The sequence below is a fragment of the Streptomyces sp. NPDC006552 genome, assembly GCF_040611655.1.
Classification (GTDB): domain Bacteria; phylum Actinomycetota; class Actinomycetes; order Streptomycetales; family Streptomycetaceae; genus Streptomyces.
Map to the genome: position 1 here is coordinate 110,697 of NZ_JBEXOS010000009.1, position 19,247 is coordinate 129,943.

A 19,247-nucleotide genomic window follows, 5' to 3' on the forward strand; every position below is an offset into this window, starting at 1 on the left:
GTTGGCGCGGCCCGGCCCCCCGGCCTAGCGTGGAAGGGACGGCCGGGCCGCGTCCCGCCCGGCGAGGACCGACGGAAGGCGGCGCGTCATGCCCGCACCACCCGAGGGCGCGCCGGTCTGGGCCGACGCCACGTTCCCCGACCTCGAGGCCGCGAAGACCTTCTACGCCGAGTTGTTCGGCTGGAACTACGATCCGCGCGCAGCGGAGCACCGCGACTACACGCAGGCGAGCACGGCCGGTGGCAAGCGCGTCGCCGCGCTGTCGCCGCAGCCGCCCGGCGCGCGGGACGTCCCGGCCGCGTGGAACCTGTACCTCGCCACCCCGGACGCCGCGGCCACCGCCGAGCGGATCACGAGCGCGGGCGGCACGCTGACGAGGGAACCGGCGCCCGTCGGCGACTACGGCACGATGGCCACCGCCCAGGACCCCACCGGATGCCGGTTCAGCGTCTGGCAGCCCGGGACCCACCGGGGCTTCGAAGCGGTCAACGAACCCGGCGCGTTCTGCTGGGCCGAGGTCAACTCGCGCGACACCGCGCGCACCGACGCGTTCTTCACCTCCGTCTTCCCCTACGAGGTGCGGACGATGGCGGACGACCACGTCGACTTCGACGTCTGGCAGCTGGCCGGGGCCCCGGTCCTCGGCCGGCTGCGGATGACCGGCGACTTCCCCGAGCACGTGCCGTCGCATGTGAACGTGTACTTCGTCGTCGAGGACTGCGACGCGGCGGTCGAGACGGCCCGGCGGCTCGGCGGTTCGCTGCTCTTCGGGCCGATGGACAGCCCCTTCGGCCGGTTCGCGGCGGTCGGCGACCCCCAGGGCGCGGCCTTCACCGTCATCGACGTCACCACGACCGAAGGCACGATGCCGCGGCTGGACTGAGGTCAGTCCGATGCGGGCAGCTCGAATCCCAGCTCCCGGGCGGCCAGGTGCGGGGTGGGCTGTGCCCAGCGCTCCACGGCCGCCTGCGTCAGCGTGGAGGAGAGCGAGCGCGGTTCGGCCCGGTCCAGGTACAGCGTCCCGTTCAGGTGGTCCGTCTCGTGCTGCACGATCCGGGCCGGCCAGCCGCCGATCTCCTCGTCGACCGGCCGGCCCCGCTCGTCGAGAGCGCGCAGCCGCACCCGCTCGTGCCGGGCGACCACGGCCTGGTAGCCAGGCACGCTCAAGCACCCTTCGTAGAACGCGACTTGACGCCCTCCAGCCTCCTCGTACGCCGGGTTGACCAGCACCCGGAACGGCAGCGGGACGCGCCCGCGCGCGGCCCGGACCTCCTCGGGCACGGTGGCCGCGTCCTCCAGCACCGCGAGGCGCAACGGCAGCCCGATCTGCGGCGCGGCCAGGCCGACGCCCGGTGCCGCGTGCATCGTGGCGCGCATCGCCTCGATCAGCCGGACCAGCAGGGCGTCGCAGAGCTGCCCGTCGAACGGCTCGGCCGGCCGGCGCAGGACGGGGTCGCCCGCGGCGACGATCGGCAGCACGGGCGGCCCGGTGAGCAGGGCCTCGACCTGGTCGGTCAGTGACGTCATCGACATCGCGCCAGCATGCCCGCAGCCATCGCCGCCGGGCAACGCCGGACCGGGCGCCCGGTGTGCGGGCCCATGACGGGCGTGTGAACACGTTGCGACCTCGTGAACACTGCATGTGCCCGGGAATCTCGGCCCTGACCTGCGGGTTCCATGGGGCGGTGCGTCCGTGGTCCGCGGTGCGCGCTTCGGGGCATGCGACGAGAAAGGGTCCGGATGACCGAGACGGAGACGTACGCGGGGCGGGTGGCGGCGCCCGCCCCCGGTGGGGCAGCGCACCCGCTCGACAACCCGGCGTACGCCGCGCTGACCGGCCCGCACGCCCACCTCGCCGAGCGGCGCGGCCGGGTCCTGCGCTACCCCGCCGACGTGTCGCCCTGGCTGGCGCTGCCCGACGACCCGGGGCCCGGGGACTGGGCGGACCTGGCCGCGTTCGCCGGACCCGCCGGGGAGGTGCCCCTGCCGGGCACGACCGGCTCCCTGCCGGCCGGGTGGGAGCTGACCCAGGACATCCCCGGCGTCCAGCTGACCGGCGCGGACGTGGCCGCGGCGCACGACCCCGAGGCGGTCCGGCTCACCCCGGCCGACGTGCCGGAGATGCTCGACCTGGTGGCGCGCACCCGGCCGGGCCCCTTCCTGCCGCGCACCATCGAGCTGGGCACCTATCTCGGCATCCGGCGCGGCGGCGTCCTCGTCGCGATGGCGGGGGAGCGGCTGCGCCCGCCGGGCTGGACCGAGATCAGCGCGGTCTGCACCGACCCCGCCCAGCGCGGCCAGGGGCTCGCCGGACGGCTCGTACGGGCGGTCGCCGCCGGGATCGAGGAGCGCGGCGAGACCCCGTTCCTGCACACCGGCGCGGGCAACACGCAGGCGATCCGGCTCTACGAGTCCCTCGGCTTCCGGCTGCGCCGCAGAACCCGCTTCCGCGCGGCCCGGGTACCGGGAACGCCGGTGCGGCCCTAGGGGCCGGGGCGCGGTCACCTGCGCCTGCGCCCGAGAGAGCGGCGGGCCCCGTCAGTCCTCCCGCGCCGACTCGTTGTACCGCTCCAGATACCCGGCGAACCGCATCAGGTCCTCGACGGGCCACTCCGCGAGCCGCTCGCCGAAGATCTGCCGGCGGCTGACGGTCACCTGCGCGAGGATCTCCGCCCCCGCCGGAGTGGGCAGCAGGACCTGGACGCGGTGGTCGTCGGGTTCGACGCGGCGCATCACCAGACCCGCCCGCTCCAGCGCGGCGACCTGGCGGCTGACCGTGGACTTGTCCAGGGCGAACTGCGCGGCGAGGTCGGTCGCGCGGCAGCCGCCCCGCTCGTCGAGGTGGCTGAGCAGGGTGAAGGAGACGAGCGACAGCTCCGGATGCATCCGGGCCGCCGTCGCCCGGGCACGGCGCGCGAAGGACGTCAGCTCGCGCTGGATGGTCTCCACGGCCGACACGCGGTCGGCGGTGCGGTCGGGCTCTGCCACGTGACGGGTCCTTTCCCTGGCGCTTGTTGCACTCTACAACCCCGGACGGGACGACAGGCGGGGCCCCGCGCCGCGCACTAGCCTCCGGAGCATGAGTCATACGCCTGAGGTGCCCGCCCGTTACACCGTCGTCCTCAAGCCCCGGCTGACCGACGCCGAGGGCCGCCCCGACCACGGCAACCCGTTGCGGTCCGTGCCCGTGACGGCCACCGGCGCCTTGGGGGCGTCCGGCTATCCGCGCTACGCCGGTGAAGGGGTGGAGGCCGAGATCGACCCGCGCACCCGCGCCGTGGAGGCGGTGACCGTCGACGGCGAGGAGCTGCCGTACGGGTGGGTGGCCGAGGTCGCGGACGCGTAGCGCGCCGGTCTCGGCGGGGCGAACGGGTTCCGGTGGCGCGCGACCGGTGACCGGCGGCCGGAAACGGCCGGTAAGGCTTGCCTGCGTGGCGCAGCTCTCTTATGCAACTTGTTGCACAACAGGGTCGGCGTCGTCTACAACAGTGACGACGTTCGCCGCGCTCGGAGGGCCCCATGACCCGTTTCCCGCACCTGCTCGCCCCGCTCGACCTGGGCTTCACCACCCTGCCCAACCGCGTCCTGATGGGCTCGATGCACGTGGGTCTGGAGGAGGCGGAGAACGGCTTCGCGCGCATGGCCGAGTTCTACGCGACCCGGGCCCGCGGCGGCGTCGGCCTGATGGTCACCGGCGGCATCGCCCCGAACGACGCCGGCCGCCCCTACCCCGGGGGCGCCAAGCTCACCACCGAGGCGGAGGCCGGGCAGCACCGCGAGGTCACCGACGCCGTGCACGCGGCGGGTGGCCGGATCGCGATGCAGATCCTGCACTTCGGCCGCTACGCCTACCACGAGGACCTCGTCGCGCCGAGCCCCCTCCAGGCGCCCATCAGCCCCTTCGTCCCGAACGAGCTGAGCGACGCCGACGTCGAGCAGACCATCGAGGACTTCGCCCGCGCGGCGGAACTCGCCCGGGCCGCGGGGTACGACGGCGTCGAGATCATGGGCTCCGAGGGCTACCTCGTCAACGAGTTCATCGCCGCCCCCACCAACCGGCGCACGGACCGCTGGGGCGGCTCCTACGAGAACCGCGTCCGCTTCCCCCTGGAGATCGTGCGCCGCGTCCGCGAGCGGGTCGGCCCCGACTTCATCGTCATCTACCGGCTGTCCATGCTGGACCTGGTGCCCGGCGGCTCGACGCTGGAGGAGGTCGTGCACCTGGCCAAGGAGGTCGAGGCGGCCGGCGCCACGATCATCAACACCGGCATCGGCTGGCACGAGGCCCGCATCCCCACCATCGCGACGTCCGTGCCGCGCGGGGCGTACACCTGGGTCACCAAGAAGGTCATGGGCGAGGTCTCCATCCCGCTCGTCACCACCAACCGCATCAACACCCCGGAACTCGCCGAGGAGTTGCTCGCCGACGGCGCCGCCGACATGGTCTCCCTCGCGCGGCCGATGCTCGCCGACCCGGAGTTCGTGAACAAGGCCGCCGCCGGCCGCCCCGAGGCGATCAACACCTGCATCGGCTGCAACCAGGCCTGCCTCGACCACACCTTCAGCGGCAAGATCACCTCCTGCCTGGTCAACCCGCGCGCCTGCCACGAGACCGAACTCGTCCTGGCGCCCACCAGGACCCGCAAGCGCGTCGCCGTCGTCGGCGCCGGCCCCGCCGGCCTCGCCTGCGCCGTCTCCGCCGCCGAACGCGGCCACGACGTCACCCTCTTCGACGCCGCCGCCGAGATCGGCGGCCAGCTGAACGTCGCGCGCCGGGTGCCCGGCAAGGAGGAGTTCGACGAGACCCTGCGCTACTTCCGCAACCAGCTCGAACAGCACGCCGTCCGCGTGGAGTTGAACGCCCACGTCGACGCCGCCGACCTGGACGCCTACGACGAGGTCGTCGTCGCCACCGGCGTCAGCCCGCGCGTCCCCGCCATCGACGGCGTCGACCACCCCAGCGTCGTCGGCTACCTCGACGTCCTGCGCGACCAGGCCCCCGTCGGTGACCGCGTCGCCGTCATCGGGGCCGGCGGCATCGGGTTCGACGTCGCCGAGTACCTCACCGACGGCGGCGAGAAGGCCAGCCAGGACCCGGCGACGTACTTCCGGCTGTGGGGCGTCGACATGGAGTACGCGGGCCGCGGCGGCCTCACCCGCGCCGAGCGCCCCGCGCCGCCGCGCCAGGTGCACCTCGTCCAGCGGAAGACATCCAAGGTCGGCGCGGGCCTCGGCAAGACCACCGGCTGGATCCACCGCACCGAACTGCGCCACCGCGGTGTCACGATGATCGCGGGCGCCACCTACGACCGGATCGACGACGCCGGCCTGCACCTCACCGTCGACGGCGAGCCCACGCTGATCCCCGTCGACACGGTCGTCCTGTGCGCGGGCCAGGAACCGAGGCGCTCCCTCTACGACGACCTCGTCGCCGCCGGACGCACCCCGCACCTGATCGGCGGCGCCGACGTCGCGGCCGAACTGGACGCCAAGCGCGCCATCAAGCAGGGCACCGAGGTCGCCGCGGCCCTCTGAGACCGGGCGGTCACGCGGCCGGGCCCGCCGGCCACGTGACCGCCCTTCGCCACATACGCTGGGCCCATGTCACTGCCGCACGCGATCCTCACGGCCCTCCTGGAGAAGCCGTCGTCGGGGCTCGAACTGACCCGCCGCTTCGACAAGTCGTTCGGCTACTTCTGGTCCGCGACCCACCAGCAGATCTACCGCGAGCTGGGCCGGCTGGAGCGCGAGGGGCTGATCCGGGCGCTGACCCCGCAGGTCCCCGCACGCGGCCAGAAGAAGGAGTACGAGGTGCTGCCCGGCGGCCGCGCCGAGCTGGCCCGGTGGACGGCCGCCCCGCAGGACCCCAAGGCGATGCGGGACCCGCTGCTGCTGCGGCTGCGCTCCGCCGCGGTGGTCGGCACGGACGGCATCGACGCCGAGCTGCGCCGCCATCTCGATCTGCACCGGCGGCAGTTGGAGACCTACCGGGCCATCGAGGTGCGGGACTTCCCGCCGGAGAAGGACACCATGCCCGACCGGTTGCAGCACGCGGTGCTGGGGGCCGGGATCGCCCTGGAGACGTTCTGGGTGGAGTGGCTGGAACGGACGCTGGCCGACCTCTCCGCGAGCCCGTCCGGCCCGTGACCGACGCGCTCAGAGCGTCGCGGCCGTCGGATCCCACTCCGCCGGCAGCGGCGCGGGCGGCACCACCTGGGTCGCCACTCGCGTGAACTCCCCGCGCGCCGCCGACTCCGGCACCGCCGCCATCGTCTGCAGCACATGCAGCGCGAGCGCCCCCGAGGCCCGCGGCCGCTCGCCCGTGCGGATCGCGCGGGCCAGGTCGACGACGCCGAGGCCCCGGCCGTCGGTGCGGCCCCGCACCGGCAGCCCGGTCCACTCGGCGGCACCGTTGGGGCGCAGCCGCAGCGGCCCGCGGAACGTGTTGGGGTCGGGCAGCGCCAGCGTGCCCTCCGTGCCGATCACCTCGAAGTGGATGTGCGGGTGCGCCGAGTCCCAGCTGAACACGGAGGTCGCCGCCGGCCCCGAGGCGAAGTCGAGCAGCGCCGAGACATGGGTCGGGACGGCGACGGGGAACGACCGGCCGGCCGCCGGGCCCGCCCCGGAGACCCGGTCCTCGCGGGCCCGCCGGACCGACGCGGCGACCCGCTCCACCCCGCCGAAGAGGGCCACAAGGGCCGTCAGGTGGTACGGCCCCAGATCGAAGAGCGGACCCGCGCCCGGCTGGTAGAAGAAGGCCGGGTCCGGATGCCAGCCCTCGGGGCCGAGGCTGCATACGGCCGTCGACGCGGCGACCGGCGCCCCGATGTGCCCGGCGCCGACCGTCCGCAGCGCGGACTGCAGGCCCGCGCCGAGGAACGTGTCGGGGGCGCCGCCTATCAGCAGCCCCCGCTCGGCCGCTTCCTCCAGGAGCTTGCCGGCCTCGGCGGGCAGCAGCGCGATCGGCTTCTCGCTGTACACGTGCTTGCCCGCCCGCAGCGCCGCCCGCGCCACCTCCACGTGCGCCGCCGGCACCGTCAGGTTCACCACCAGCTCGACCGCCGGCTCGGCGAGCACCGTCGCCAGGTCGCCGGCGAGCGGTACGTCATGGGCGCGCGCCGCGGCCCGGGCCCGGGTCACGTCGAGATCGGCGACGGCGAGGACGCGTACGTCCGGAAAGCCGGACAGTGTGCTCAGGTACTGCTTGCTGATCACGCCCGCCCCGACGACGGCGACCCCCACCGGACCTGAACTCACGCTGCCCCCACGGATGTTCGCGGACGATCACACGGCTCCGGGGACGGTAAGCCGCGCCGCGTCGCGCCGACAAGGGGGCGTCGGCACCAGGGTGTGGCCGCCGGTCAGCCGTGCCGTCCGAGGGCCCGGCGCCGCAGGTACCAGGCCGCGCCGACCGAGGCGACGGCGACCAGCGCGCCGCCCACGGCGAGGGTGAGCGTCCCGGTGTCCCGGACCGTGCCGCCGAGCCCGCCCCGCACCCCGCCGGCCGGGTGGGAGACCGGGGCGGTGGCCGGGCGCGCGGTGACGGTCACCGGCACCGGCCCGAGGGTCGACCCGTCGGAGCAGATGACCACTGTCTGGTACGTCCCCGGGCCGAGCCCCTGCCAGACGGCCCGGCCGGAGACGAGCGTCGCCCGCCTGCCCTGCGTGAAGTCGGCCTGGCCGGAGTCCAGGAGCGTGGCGTCGCCGCCGTGCGGGCACGCGGTCGTGGTGGCCGTCACCGTGGAACCGTCGGCCGTCACGTCGACCCCCGCGGCGAGGGACGGCGCCGCACCGGCCAGGGGGAGCGCGGCGGCGGCCGCGACGGTGAGAGCGCGCCGGGCGAGGAGTGAAGGGGTACGCATGGTCTCTGCTCTCCGGCGGCGCGGGAGGCGGTTCGTCCCGTGCCCCGCCCGAGTCGGCAAAGCCCGCGCTGCCTGCGCCCACCCCACACGCCGGCGCCGGCGCACGCACGCGGACGGGGTCCGGCCAGGTGACACCGGACGCCGTCCGGCCCGCTCGTGGCGGCGCGGGCGCCTACTGCCCCGTCGTGACCGTCCGCTCCGGCGAGAACGCGCCCCACGTCCCGTCCGGCAGCTGCCCCCGGATCCTGACCCGGTGCCGGGCCCCCGCCGTCTCGCCGATGTAGAAGCTGTACGTCGCCTTGTCCTTCGGCGCGCTCTCGCCCCACATCACGGTCGTCGCCTGCTTCCCGTCCAGGTACACCTGGTACGCCGGGACGTCACCCCCGGTCTGCGGCGCCGTCCAGGCGAGATCGATGTAGTACGCCTTGTCCGCCCGCCGCGTCGTGGCGCGGAACCCCTGCGGCGCGGTCCCGGCGCCCTCGTCCGGGCCCCGCGCCGTCGTCAGCCGCACCGGATCGCTGGCGGCGGAGACGTTGTCGGCGGCGTCCCGCGCCCGCACGCGGAACGTGTAGGCGGTGCCGGGCCGCAACCCGGTCAGCAGCGCCCGCGTCCGCGTCCCGCCGACGCTGTGGATCTTCGTCGTGCCCTGGTAGACGTCGTACGAGACCACGCCGCGGTCGTCCGACGCCTTCCGCCACGACAGGGAGACGGCGCGCCCGCCGTCCACCCGCCCGCGCAGCCCGCCCGGCCGGTCCGGCGCGTGCCCGTCCGCGGCGACGGCGGCCGGGGTGGTGACGCTGACGCGGCGGCTCGCCGGGCCGAGGGCGCCGTCCTTGCCGCGGGCGCGGACCGTGAACACGTACCGGGACGTCGCGCGCAGGCCGCTGACGTCCACCATGTGCTGCTGGGCCGTCAGCTCCTTCACGCGGACCGACCCGCGGAAGACCTCGTACCCGGTGACCTCGGTGGTGCTCACCGGGCGGTTCCACATGACGTGCACGGTGGTGGCGCTGCCGGCCTGCGCCGTGACGCCGACCGGTTCGGACAGGGCGGGCCCGGCGGCCCCGGCGTCACCGCCCGGGAGCAGCCCGCAGCCGGTCACCGCCGCCAACAGCGCGGCGGCGCAGGCGGCTTGGGGGAGCAGAGTGCGTGGGGGAACGCGTCGCACGGCGTGCCTTCCGCTCGGAGAACGAACCGGATTGGTTCAGACCTGTTGGCCCGGTCTCCTGTATGGCACGAGGGGCGGGTCCCCATCAAGAGGGCGGCGCAAGAGAAGGCGACGGGACCGCGCCGCGCGCGCACCGGAGTTGGAGGCGAGGACCCCGGACCGCTGCGCGCGCGGGCGCTCCTCACTCCTTGCGGTACGTGTACGCCTCCGAGGCCGCCGCCACGACCGCGTCCAGGTCCGCTCCCGCGGAGGCGGAGACCACGGCGGCCACCGCGCCCTCCAGGAACGGGGCGTCCACCAGGCGGGTGCCCTCCGGGAGTTCGTCGCCCTCGGCGAGCAGCGCCTTCACGGTGAGGACCGCGCTGCCGAGGTCGACCAGGACCGCGACGCCCGCGCCGCGGTCGACCTCCGCGGCGGCAGCCGAGATCCGCTCCGCGCTCGTACCGAGGCCGCCGTCCTCGGTGCCGCCCGCCGCGGCCACCGGAGCGGTCGACCCGCCCGCGGCGAGCCCCGCCGCCAGGCGCGCCACGGACTCGGCGACGTCCCTGCTGTGCGAGACGAGCACGATGCCGACACCGGCGCCGGCGCTCACGACGCGTCCCCGGCGGCCTCGGCCAGCGCGCCGATGAGCAGCGCCGACGACGTGGCGCCGGGATCCTGGTGGCCGATGCTGCGCTCGCCCAGGTAACTGGCGCGGCCCTTGCGGGCCTGGAGCGGAGCCGTCGCCTGCGCGCCGTGGTCGGCGGCGGAGCGCGCCGCGGCGAAGCCGCCGTCCTCCAGTGCCTCCACCGCGGGCACCAGTGCGTCCAGCATCGTCTTGTCTCCGGGCGCCGCACCGCCGAGCCCGGCCACGGCGTCCACCCCGGCCCGCAGCGCCCCGGCGAGGTCGGCCTCGCTCACCTGCGCCGCGTCGCCGAGCGCCTTGCCGGTACGCCGCAGCAGCGTCCCGTACAACGGCCCCGACGCCCCGCCCACCGTCGAGATCAGCTGCCGCCCGGCCGTGGTGAGCACCGCCCCCGGCGTGTCGGGCGCGTCCTTGTCGAGCACGGCCCGTACGGCGGTGAAGCCGCGCTGCAGGTTGCTGCCGTGGTCCGCGTCGCCGATCGGCGAGTCGAGTTCGGTGAGCCGGGCGGCCTCGCGGTCCACCGCCACCGCGGTCGCCGCCATCCAGCGCCGGAAGAAGTCGGTGTCGAGCACATGGTCTCCTTGCGTGGTAGGTACGGGGACGAGGGTGCCCGCGCTCACCTGCCCCAGCGCAGGCCGGCCGTGCTGACCGGCGCGTCCCACAGGCGCAGCAGTTCCTCGTCCACCTGGCACAGGGTGACAGAGGCGCCGGCCATGTCGAGGGACGTGACGTAGTTGCCGACGAGGGTGCGGGCGACGGGCACGCCGCGCTCGCCGAGCACCCGCTGGACCTCCGCGTTGAACCCGTACAGCTCCAGGAGCGGGGTCGCCCCCATGCCGTTGACGAGGACGAGCACGGGGCTCGTCGGGTTCAGGTCCTCCAGGACGGCGTGGACGGCGACGTCGGCGATCTCCCCGGACGTCATCATGGAACGCCGCTCGCGCCCCGGCTCGCCGTGGATGCCGATGCCCAACTCCAGCTCCCCGGCGGGCAGATCGAAGGTCGGCGACCCCTTGGCGGGTGTGCTGCACGCGCTCAGCGCCACCCCGAAACTGCGCGCGCTCTCATTGACCTGCCGGGCCAGCGCCTCGACCCGCTCCAGCGGCTGCCCCTCCTCGGCGGCGGCGCCCGCGATCTTCTCCACGAACAGGGTCGCGCCGGTCCCGCGCCGCCCGGCGGTGTACAGGCTGTCGACCACCGCGACGTCGTCGTTGACCAGCACCTTGGCGACCTGGATGCCCTCGTCCTCGGCGAGTTCGGCGGCCATGTCGAAGTTGAGCACGTCGCCGGTGTAGTTCTTCACGATGAACAGCACGCCCGCCCCGCTGTCCACCGCGGCGGCGGCCCGCACCATCTGATCGGGCACGGGCGAGGTGAACACCTCACCCGGACAGGCCGCCGAGAGCATCCCGGGCCCCACGAACCCGCCGTGCAACGGCTCGTGCCCGGACCCGCCGCCCGACACCAGCGCCACCTTCCCGGCCACCGGCGCGTCCCGGCGCAGGATCACCCGGTTGTCGACGTCCACGGTCAACTCGGGGTGGGCGGCCGCCATTCCGCGCAGGGCGTCGGCGACCACGGACTCGGCCACGTTGATCAGCATTTTCATCAGTACCTCCGGGTGACGTCGGGCTGGGGCGGTGTTGCGCGGGACTGATGCCGACCCGATGCCGACATTGGTGACGGGGTGTCAGGTGTAGGCGGTCTGCGGTTGTCGGTCCTACGCCAGTATCTGCGGAGGCCACGCGCGGGGCACCCTCTGGGGTCTCCTTGGCGAGGCGGGTCGAGGGCAACGGGGCGTGCGGAGCGTGCGGGGTCCCGACAGTGGCTGCGCATCGCCGCCCGCGCATCGCCTCGCCGGCCCGCAGAGGAGCGGGAGTGGGTAGATGGCTACCGGACTTGTCAGGGAGAAGAAGCGAGGAGCGGTGCCGTCGGTCCGACCCCGTGATCGCCCGCACCCCGTTGTCCGAACCGTCGCGGGGCCGTCACCCCGATCCCCTGGTTCGAAAGCACGCAGGTCGAATCAGCGCCGCTGGATCACGCCCTTGGCCGACCGGCGCGACCCGGCACCGATGTGCCAGGCCGCGCCGTACAGCAGCAAGGCGGCCGTGAATGAGGCGCCGGCTCTCTTGGCGGCACCGGTCAGTACACCTTCGGCGAGGGCACCCCACGGGGCTGGGACGGTTCTGGACGGATAGCTGGTGTCGCTCGCGCCGTCGCCCAGGTCGACGGTGGTCGGGCGGCTGTAGTCCACGTCGGTCACGAAGCGGTAGGCGTTGAAGTCGCTCGCGGCGTTCGCGGCACCGCCCAGCACGGGGGCCGCCACCAGCAGAATCAGCACGCCCCACCGTGCGAGGGGGGTCAGGCGGTCGCCGTTGTCGGTACCGGCGCGGGGCCGCAGTCGGGTCCGGCGTCGCCAGAGGTGCCGTCCGACGGCGGTCAGGCCGACGACCGTGCTCGCGTACTGCAACAACCGGGCAACCGTCAGGCCGCCGGGAGCCGAGGCACGCAGCGGCTCCATGTGCGTGACCAGAAAGCCGTCGCCGTGGGTGAAGGAGTCCCACACCACATGCGAGGCGATACCGAGCACAGCGGAGATCAGCAGCCACATGGTGTACCGGGCCTTCGCCGGCAGGCCGGCTGCCGGTTCGGGTCCGGGTATGCGGAGCCCGCGCGGGAGCAGCGCTGTGATCGGTGCGCGCAGCATCCGGTGGGCGGCGACCAGGCCGAGGGCGGAGGGCAGGCTGAGCAGCAGGCCGGCGGGGGAGTGGGTCTGCGTGGCGTTCAGGAGCGGCCCGTACCAGTCCTCGGGGCTGCTCCCGGACACGCCAAGGACGGTCAGGAAGTACGGGACGTCGGGTGCCACCGCGCCGGCGACCAGTGCCGCCGGAACGAACGGGCGACGCAGCAGCGGCAGCACCGCGGCGGGATGCGACAGGGTGAACGGCAACTCGGTGGTCTTCTCTCCTCGGAGGAACCTCGGGATCGCCGCACCCTCCCCACTGCGGGCATCGGGGATCACATGGTTGGCCCGACCCGGGCAACACGCACGGATAGAACACGAGAGAGAGTATTCATCTCAACTGACTATGACAACCGGCCGATGCCGTACGCCCTGCGTGAGGACGTGAGGACGTGAGGACCTGAGGACGTGAGGCCCGTGCCGAGCCCATCAGCGATGCGGCGGCCGGCCGACATGAGGAGACCGGGTCAGCCTCGGCGCACAGCCTGGAAGAACGCGGTGAGCATGACCGCGACCGGCAGGCAGAGCAAGATGCCGAGGACAGGCAAGGGTGCAAGCCAGGCGTCCGTATAGGCGTAGGCGATCAGCGGCGGGGAGGCCAGGGCCATCGCGCCGATCTCGCGCAGACCTGAGGACCGGGCGCGCAGGGCGAGCGCCGCCCCGGTGGAGGCGAGGACCAGTAGAGGCCAGGCGCCGTAATCCGTGGTCACGCCGAAGGCCCTGGTGTCCACGGCCACGACGGGGAACCATGCCACGGCGGCCATGGCTCCAGCGGCCGTGGACAGCCGCCTGTCACCGCGTCGATCCGGAGGGCAGGCCAGGACCGCGGCGACGCTCAGCAGGGCCGAGGCGGGAACGGCCACCCCCGCGCCGTACAAGGGGGAGGCGAGCACCGACTGCACCATCGTCCCCGACAGCCCGCACACGGCCACGCCCGTGCCCAGCGCCCAGCGGCCGGTCAAGGCGATGATCGCGCCGACGCACACCAGCAGGGAGAGCAGCAAGTACAGGGCCCACGCACCGTCCATCGCGGACAGCTGGACCCACACCGGGGCCGGCGAGAGAACGAGCCCGGCGTACCAGCGGGTCAGTCGCAGCCCACTGCCCACCGCGGCGGCCGCCAACGCGAACGGGGCGGCCAGGGCGAACAACCTGCCCAGGGGTGACGCCGAGTCCAGCCTCAGCCGGACCCGCAGAGCGTGCGCCGCCAGGTCGGCATCCGCACGCAGCCGCACGGCGCGCGCCATGCCCGCCGTCATCTCCCGGTGCACATCGACGATCTCCTGCCCGTGAGCAGCCCGGTAGGCGGCCGGATACAGGCGGAGCAGGAGGTCGATCACGTCAGCGCCGTCGCACCGTCGGCCAGCCGCCGCCTGACCTCCCGCGCGGTGGCAGCCAGCCGCTCCGCCTCCGCCGCCAGCCTCTCCCGCCCGGCAGGAGCCAGAGCGAAAATGCGCCGCGCCCGGCCGCCCACCACCTCCTCACGCTCCACCTGGATCAGCCCTTCCGCCAGGAGCCGGTCCAGTGCTCCGTACAGAGCCCCGGTACGCGGCACCACCCGGCCCTCGGTCATGGCCTTGACCTCCTGGGCGATGGCGTACCCGTGACGCGGCGCATTGGCCAGTGCCGTCAGCAACAGCAGCGTCGGCTCCTGCATCCCTCGCTCGCTCATACCAGCAGAGTATTCCGCCTGACGGACGATTCCGACAGGCAACGGGGCGGTCCGGGAGGTCAGACTGCGGCGGCTCGCGTGGCCGGTTCCAGGCGCCGGGAACGTACGGCCAGGATGATCATGACCGCCGGGACCAAGAGGTCGTTGAGGAGGACTCCGCCGGTGTTGCCGGGGGAGTGGTCACCGCATGCGAACCACTGGTAGACGTGGCCGGCCAGGGCTCCCCAGAGGAACATCCCGCCGCCGAGCCCGATGGTGATGCGCTCGCGTGCGGACGCCGAGGCTGCCCGGAACCCCATGACGGCCAGCCCGAGGTTGGCGAAGGCTATCTCGAACATGAAGGGCGTCCGCTCGAAGCCGATCGCCGTGGCCATGACGTCCGGGGCGCCGAGAAACGCGACCGTCATCCACAGGCTGCCGCAGCCGAAGGCGCCGATGGCCCACCAGCGCTGCCAGGTTTCCAGCGCCTGCCGCGGGGAGGGTGCGTGGCGGGTCCGGATGAAGGCCCCCGCGGCCGGCACCAGAAGCCACACGAGCGGGAACGCGGACTGCGCGAGGTAGGAGAGGTTACTCATGATTCAGTCTTAACAGGTTAATATTAACCTCGCAATAGTCAGGTACAGTGGTGCTGTGGACAACGGACTCGCAGATCTGCTGCACCGCGTGGTCATGCTGCTGGGCGAGGCGGCCCGGCGGCGCTCCGATGGCTCTGACGGCCTGACCTACAGTCAGATCCGGCTGCTGGGTACGCTGGAGGAGATCGAGCCGACGACGCAGCACCGGCTCGCGCAGGCCCTGTCCGTCTCCGACCCGGCGATCAGCCGGGCGCTGCGCCCCCTGCGGGCGGACGGCCTGGTGCAGATCGCCGTCGATCCCGAACACGCGCGGCGGCGGCTGGTCCGCCTCACCGACGCCGGCCGGAAAGCCTTCCACACCACAGGAAAGCCGCTCGACGAGGAGTTCCGGGCCGCACTCGTCGCCGCCGGATTCCCCTACGACCGCTACCTCGAAGACACCCTCCGGCTGGCCGAACTCCTCGCCTCTGACTGAGTGCGCGGGCGCGCGCTGACAGGCCACCCGCGTCTGATCCGACACCACCGCGACCAGTAAGGAGCCTTGCCGTGCCCGCCGAGCCGTTCCAGGTCACCGTCACCGAAGCCGAGATCGCGGACCTGCGGGAACGTTTGCGGCGGACACGCTGGCCCGAGCGCGAGCCGGTGGACGACTGGTCGCAGGGTCTGCCGCTGGCCTACGCGCAGGAGTTGTGTCGCAGCTGGGCCGAGGAGTACGACTTCGGGTTCGCCGAGCGGCTGAACGCGTTCCCGCAGTACCGCGACACGATCGACGGTCTTGGCATCCACTTCCTGCACCTCCGCTCGCCGGAACCCGACGCGTTCCCGCTCGTGCTCACACACGGCTGGCCCGGGTCCGTGCTTGAGTTCCTGGAGGTCCTCGGCCCGCTGGCCGACCCGCGCGCGCACGGCGGTGACCCGGCGGACGCGTTCCACGTGGTCGCGCCGTCGCTGCCCGGATACGGCTGGAGCGACAAGCCGTCGACGACCGGGTGGGGCGTCACCCGCACCGCGCGCGCCTGGGACACGTTGATGACCTCGCTGGGTTACGAACGGTACGGCGCGCAGGGCGGCGACTGGGGATCGGCGGTGACCGGGGCGCTCGGCGAGGTCGCGCCCGAGCGGGTCGCCGCCGTCCACCTGAACCTGGGATCCGTGGCGGCGGGCACGTTCGACGACCCGACGCCCGCGGAGCTGGCCAATCTCGAGGCCGAGAAGGAGATGCGGCGCACCGGCCGGGGCTACTCGGCGATCCAGGCGACCCGGCCGCAGACGCTCGGCTATGCCCTCACCGACTCCCCGGCGGGGCAGGCCGCCTGGATCGCCGAGAAGTTCTGGGCGTGGACGGACAACGACGGCCATCCCGAGGACGCGTTGGCGCGGCAGACGATCCTCGACGAGATCTCGGTCTATTGGTTCACCGCGTCGGCCACGTCGTCGGCGCGCCTGTACTGGGAGAGCTTCGCCGGCTTCCGGGACAAGGTGACCGCGCCCTCCGGGCTGTCGGTCTACCCGCGCGACATCAGCCGCCCGTCGAGGCGGGAGGCCGCGTTGCGCTTCACTGACCTGCGCTGGTTCGAGGAGCTGCCGCGTGGCGGCCACTTCGCCGCGCTGGAGCAGCCGGTGTCGCTGGTCGAGCAGGTGCGCGGGTTCTTCCGCCTGTTCCGCTGACTACGAGGACGGGGGCGCGGGGATGGATCGAAGGCAGGTGGAGCGGTGGGGCAGCCGAGACGGGCGCACACCGGACCGTGGTGGCCTCCCAGGCCGATGTCCTACTGGCTCGCGCCGCACGGAAGGGACTGCCGTTCGCGGACGGCACCGCCGACGTCGCTCACTGGGCTGCCCTTAGGGGCCCGGGGCAGGGGCGGTCGGCCGCGGGCAGTTGACGCAAGGGCACGCCATGGCCCCGACCGTGCGCCTGTTGATGGGCGTGGGGCTCCCCCAGGAGACTCCGCGGCAAGAGGCGTACGGCACCGTCCCCGCAGGGGGACGTCGCGTTCGCCGCGCTGGAGCAGCCGGTGTCGCTGGTCGAGCAGGTGCGCGGGTTCTTCCGCCTGTTCCGCTGACTACGAGGACGGGGGATCTGGCGCCGGCGTGTCCGGTGTCCGGTCTTCGCTGCCAGGACGCGGTGATCGAGCGAAGGTTGGCGGGGGTGGTGGGGCAGCCGAGACGGGCGCACACCGGACCGTGGTGGCCTCCCAGGCCGATGTCCTGCTGGCTCGCGCCGCACGGAAGGGACTGCCGTTCGCGGACGGCACCGCCGACGTCGCTCACTGGGCTGCCCTTAGGGGCCCGGGGCAGGGGCGGTCGGCCGCGGGCAGTTGAAGCAAGGGCACGCCCTGGCCCCGACCGTGCGCCTGTTGATGGGCGTGGGGCTCCCCCAGGAGACTCCGCGGCAAGAGGCGTACGGCACCGTCCCCGCAGGGGAGGTCGCGTCGCCTTCATGGCCGGCAAGGACGATCCGCGGAGCCCCACCAGCGACCGGTTCACCGGCGAGCGCCTCGACCAGGACCTGACGACGGCAGGCACCTGTATCGAGATGGGCTCGCGCGTCCTGGGGCCCGATGATGGTGGCGAACATGGCGACGCCGGGCCACAGGAGCGCCCGGGAGGCACGCATCCCGTAACCGGACACGATCCAGTAGGCCGTCAGGAGGCTCCGCTCGCTGGGCGGAATGTCGTCGGCGTGGCGGCGCATCTCCATCTCGCCGTAATAGAAGTCGGCCGCCCCCGGTGGCGGCCCGGACCGCCGCCGGGGCTTCCGACGGGGCGAGGGGTACGCCCGCACGGAAAATGTTTCCTCATGTCGGCCGAAACTGCCGGGCCTTGGTTCCCCAAGCGACCCGCTGTTTGCAGACAGATCCGTGAGAGGGCTTGACCGCAGAGGCACGTATTTCTAGCTTGTGGCGTCACGGAATCCCGAAAAGCTTCCGAAAGTTTTTCGGATCTGGTCTCGCCCCGCCCCGCCTCGCACGGCCGGTCCGCTGTACCGGGTCACCCCACACCCCCAAGGAGCCCTTTGATGCGGTCTCGTCATCCGTCCTCGGCCCACCTACGACGGCTGCTCAGACGCTTGTTCACCGTTCTGTCACCGCTGCTACTCGTGGCCGCCGTCCTCGGTGCCCAGCCCGCCCAGGCGGCGACGGTGGACACCAATGCCTCGTACGTGCTGGTCAATCGCAACAGTGGTAAGGCACTGGACGTTTACAACATGGCGACCGGTGACGGCGCCCGCATCACCCAGTGGTCCAGGAACGACCAGAGCCAGCAGCAGTGGCAGTTCGTCGATTCCGGGGGCGGTTACTACCGCATCAAGTCCCGCCTCTCCGGCAAGGTGCTGGACGTCTACAACTGGTCCACCGCGAACGGCGGTTCGATCGTCCAGTGGGCCGACCTGAACGCCGCCAACCAGCAGTGGCGGCTGGCCGACAGCGCGGACGGCTATGTGCGGCTGATCTCGCGCCACAGCAACAAGGCCCTCGAAGTGCAGGGCGCCGCCACGGCCGACAGCGCGAACATCGTCCAGTACGACGACTGGGGCGGCACCAACCAGCAGTGGAAGCTGGTCAAGGTGGGCGACGACACCTCCGCCCCGTGCGACCTTCCCTCCTCCTACCGCTGGACGTCGACGGGCGCGCTGGCCCAACCCAGGCAGGGGTGGGTGTCGCTCAAAGACTTCACCGTCGTCCCCTACAACGGCAGGCAACTCGTCTACGCGACGACACACGACACGGGGACGAGCTGGGGCTCGATGAACTTCAGCCTGTTCGATGACTGGCCGCAGATGGCCTCGGCCGGCCAGAACGCGATGTCGGCCGCCACCGTCGCGCCCACGCTCTTCTACTTCGCGCCGAAGAACATCTGGGTGCTCACCTATCAATGGGGCGGGAGCGCCTTCTCGTACCGGACGTCGAGCGACCCCACCGACCCGAACGGCTGGTCGTCCCCGCAGGTACTCTTCTCCGGAACCATCTCCGGCTCCGGCACGGGCCCCATCGACCAGACGCTCATCGGCGACGGCACGAACATGTACCTGTTCTTCGCCGGTGACAACGGCAAGATCTACCGGGCCGGCCTGCCGATCGGAAATTTCCCCGGCAGCTTCGGCGCCACCTCGACCGTGGTCATGAGCGATACGACCAACAACCTCTTCGAAGCCCCGCAGGTCTACAAGCTGCAGGGCCAGAACCGCTACCTCATGATCGTCGAGGCGATCGGCTCGCAGGGCCGCTTCTTCCGCTCGTTCACGGCCACCAGCCTGAACGGCTCCTGGACACCCCAGGCCGCGACCGAGAGCAATCCCTTCGCCGGCAAGGCCAACAGCGGCGCCACCTGGACCAATGACATCAGCCATGGCGAGCTGATCCGCACCGGCCCCGACCAGACGATGACCGTCGACCCCTGCCACCTCCAGTTCCTGTACCAGGGGCGGAGCCCCGGCTCCGGCGGCGACTACGGCCTCCTGCCCTACCGTCCGGGCCTGCTGACCCTGCAGCGCTGACGGCGTCGGACGCGTTCGGCGGCACCGCCGACACGGGCGTGGCCCCTGGAATACATAGGATCTCTGCTGTCGGCTCCCTTACCTCCAGCGCGTCATTGCGTCAT

At 72.9% G+C, this 19,247-nt stretch carries 20 protein-coding genes; 8 read left to right on the plus strand and 12 right to left on the minus strand.

From position 1 onward, the window contains the following. The first annotated feature begins 88 nt into the window (after window positions 1-88). Window positions 89-883 (plus strand): VOC family protein, encoded by a 795-nt coding sequence (locus ABZY33_RS08430; RefSeq protein WP_356490723.1) that lies wholly within the window; start codon window positions 89-91, stop codon window positions 881-883. Window positions 884-885: 2 nt separating this feature from the next. Here the strand turns inward: ABZY33_RS08430 and def are convergent, their stop codons facing one another. Beyond that, window positions 886-1,533 carry a peptide deformylase gene (def, locus tag ABZY33_RS08435; protein WP_356490724.1) on the minus strand — a complete coding sequence of 216 codons (648 nt, stop codon included), beginning with the start codon at window positions 1,531-1,533 and terminating at the stop codon, window positions 886-888. A 207-nt stretch (window positions 1,534-1,740) separates the two neighbouring features. Between def and ABZY33_RS08440 the strand changes: the two genes are divergently transcribed. Further along, the gene (locus ABZY33_RS08440; RefSeq protein ID WP_356490725.1) at window positions 1,741-2,487 is read left to right on the plus strand and encodes a GNAT family N-acetyltransferase; all 747 of its coding nucleotides are present in this window, start codon (window positions 1,741-1,743) and stop codon (window positions 2,485-2,487) included. Window positions 2,488-2,538: 51 nt separating this feature from the next. Here ABZY33_RS08440 and ABZY33_RS08445 read toward each other — a convergent pair whose 3' ends face one another. Beyond that, window positions 2,539-2,988, minus strand: a complete 450-nt coding sequence (locus ABZY33_RS08445; RefSeq protein WP_356490726.1) for a MarR family winged helix-turn-helix transcriptional regulator — start codon at window positions 2,986-2,988, stop codon at window positions 2,539-2,541. A gap of 91 nt (window positions 2,989-3,079) precedes the next feature. On the opposite strand from ABZY33_RS08445, the gene ABZY33_RS08450 reads away from it, so the two are divergent. From ABZY33_RS08450 to ABZY33_RS08460, 3 genes are all read left to right on the plus strand, one after another. Beyond that, window positions 3,080-3,346: a hypothetical protein gene (locus ABZY33_RS08450; RefSeq protein WP_356490727.1), complete on the plus strand. Its 267-nt coding sequence runs from the start codon at window positions 3,080-3,082 to the stop codon at window positions 3,344-3,346. Between the two features lie 173 nt (window positions 3,347-3,519). Continuing rightward, window positions 3,520-5,535 carry an NADPH-dependent 2,4-dienoyl-CoA reductase gene (locus ABZY33_RS08455; RefSeq protein ID WP_356490728.1) on the plus strand — a complete coding sequence of 672 codons (2,016 nt, stop codon included), beginning with the start codon at window positions 3,520-3,522 and terminating at the stop codon, window positions 5,533-5,535. 66 nt (window positions 5,536-5,601) lie between these two features. Beyond that, on the plus strand, window positions 5,602-6,147 hold the full coding sequence (locus ABZY33_RS08460) for a PadR family transcriptional regulator (protein WP_356490729.1): 546 nt from the start codon (window positions 5,602-5,604) through the stop codon (window positions 6,145-6,147). Window positions 6,148-6,156: 9 nt separating this feature from the next. Here ABZY33_RS08460 and ABZY33_RS08465 read toward each other — a convergent pair whose 3' ends face one another. The 10 genes from ABZY33_RS08465 to ABZY33_RS08510 all read right to left on the minus strand — a co-directional run bounded on the left by ABZY33_RS08465 (window position 6,157) and on the right by ABZY33_RS08510 (window position 14,645). Beyond that, window positions 6,157-7,257, minus strand: a complete 1,101-nt coding sequence (locus tag ABZY33_RS08465) for a Gfo/Idh/MocA family oxidoreductase (RefSeq protein WP_356490730.1) — start codon at window positions 7,255-7,257, stop codon at window positions 6,157-6,159. A gap of 104 nt (window positions 7,258-7,361) precedes the next feature. After that, complete coding sequence (locus ABZY33_RS08470) at window positions 7,362-7,862, minus strand: hypothetical protein (RefSeq protein WP_356490731.1); 501 nt, start codon at window positions 7,860-7,862, stop codon at window positions 7,362-7,364. 172 nt (window positions 7,863-8,034) lie between these two features. Beyond that, window positions 8,035-9,030, minus strand: coding sequence for a fibronectin type III domain-containing protein (locus ABZY33_RS08475; RefSeq protein WP_356490732.1), 996 nt, complete (start codon window positions 9,028-9,030; stop codon window positions 8,035-8,037). A gap of 181 nt (window positions 9,031-9,211) precedes the next feature. After that, window positions 9,212-9,622 carry a PTS fructose transporter subunit IIA gene (locus tag ABZY33_RS08480; protein ID WP_356490733.1) on the minus strand — a complete coding sequence of 137 codons (411 nt, stop codon included), beginning with the start codon at window positions 9,620-9,622 and terminating at the stop codon, window positions 9,212-9,214. Continuing rightward, window positions 9,619-10,227, minus strand: a complete 609-nt coding sequence (dhaL, locus tag ABZY33_RS08485; RefSeq protein ID WP_356490734.1) for a dihydroxyacetone kinase subunit DhaL — start codon at window positions 10,225-10,227, stop codon at window positions 9,619-9,621. Before dhaL ends, ABZY33_RS08480 begins: the two co-directional genes overlap by 4 nt. A gap of 44 nt (window positions 10,228-10,271) precedes the next feature. Continuing rightward, on the minus strand, window positions 10,272-11,264 hold the full coding sequence (gene dhaK / locus ABZY33_RS08490) for a dihydroxyacetone kinase subunit DhaK (RefSeq protein WP_356490735.1): 993 nt from the start codon (window positions 11,262-11,264) through the stop codon (window positions 10,272-10,274). 414 nt (window positions 11,265-11,678) lie between these two features. Then, window positions 11,679-12,605, minus strand: a complete 927-nt coding sequence (locus tag ABZY33_RS08495; protein WP_356490736.1) for a DUF4184 family protein — start codon at window positions 12,603-12,605, stop codon at window positions 11,679-11,681. 260 nt (window positions 12,606-12,865) lie between these two features. Continuing rightward, the gene (locus ABZY33_RS08500; protein ID WP_356490737.1) at window positions 12,866-13,738 is read right to left on the minus strand and encodes a hypothetical protein; all 873 of its coding nucleotides are present in this window, start codon (window positions 13,736-13,738) and stop codon (window positions 12,866-12,868) included. Next, on the minus strand, window positions 13,735-14,070 hold the full coding sequence (locus ABZY33_RS08505; RefSeq protein WP_356490738.1) for a PadR family transcriptional regulator: 336 nt from the start codon (window positions 14,068-14,070) through the stop codon (window positions 13,735-13,737). Before ABZY33_RS08505 ends, ABZY33_RS08500 begins: the two co-directional genes overlap by 4 nt. Before the next feature lie 59 nt (window positions 14,071-14,129). Beyond that, complete coding sequence (locus ABZY33_RS08510; RefSeq protein WP_356490739.1) at window positions 14,130-14,645, minus strand: DUF6790 family protein; 516 nt, start codon at window positions 14,643-14,645, stop codon at window positions 14,130-14,132. A 55-nt stretch (window positions 14,646-14,700) separates the two neighbouring features. Between ABZY33_RS08510 and ABZY33_RS08515 the strand changes: the two genes are divergently transcribed. The 3 genes from ABZY33_RS08515 to ABZY33_RS08525 all read left to right on the plus strand — a co-directional run bounded on the left by ABZY33_RS08515 (window position 14,701) and on the right by ABZY33_RS08525 (window position 19,143). Continuing rightward, the gene (locus ABZY33_RS08515) at window positions 14,701-15,120 is read left to right on the plus strand and encodes a MarR family transcriptional regulator (RefSeq protein ID WP_356490740.1); all 420 of its coding nucleotides are present in this window, start codon (window positions 14,701-14,703) and stop codon (window positions 15,118-15,120) included. Between the two features lie 71 nt (window positions 15,121-15,191). Beyond that, window positions 15,192-16,313 (plus strand): epoxide hydrolase family protein, encoded by a 1,122-nt coding sequence (locus ABZY33_RS08520; RefSeq protein WP_356490741.1) that lies wholly within the window; start codon window positions 15,192-15,194, stop codon window positions 16,311-16,313. Window positions 16,314-17,664: 1,351 nt separating this feature from the next. Continuing rightward, window positions 17,665-19,143, plus strand: coding sequence for a non-reducing end alpha-L-arabinofuranosidase family hydrolase (locus ABZY33_RS08525; protein ID WP_356490742.1), 1,479 nt, complete (start codon window positions 17,665-17,667; stop codon window positions 19,141-19,143). Window positions 19,144-19,247: the final 104 nt, after the last annotated feature.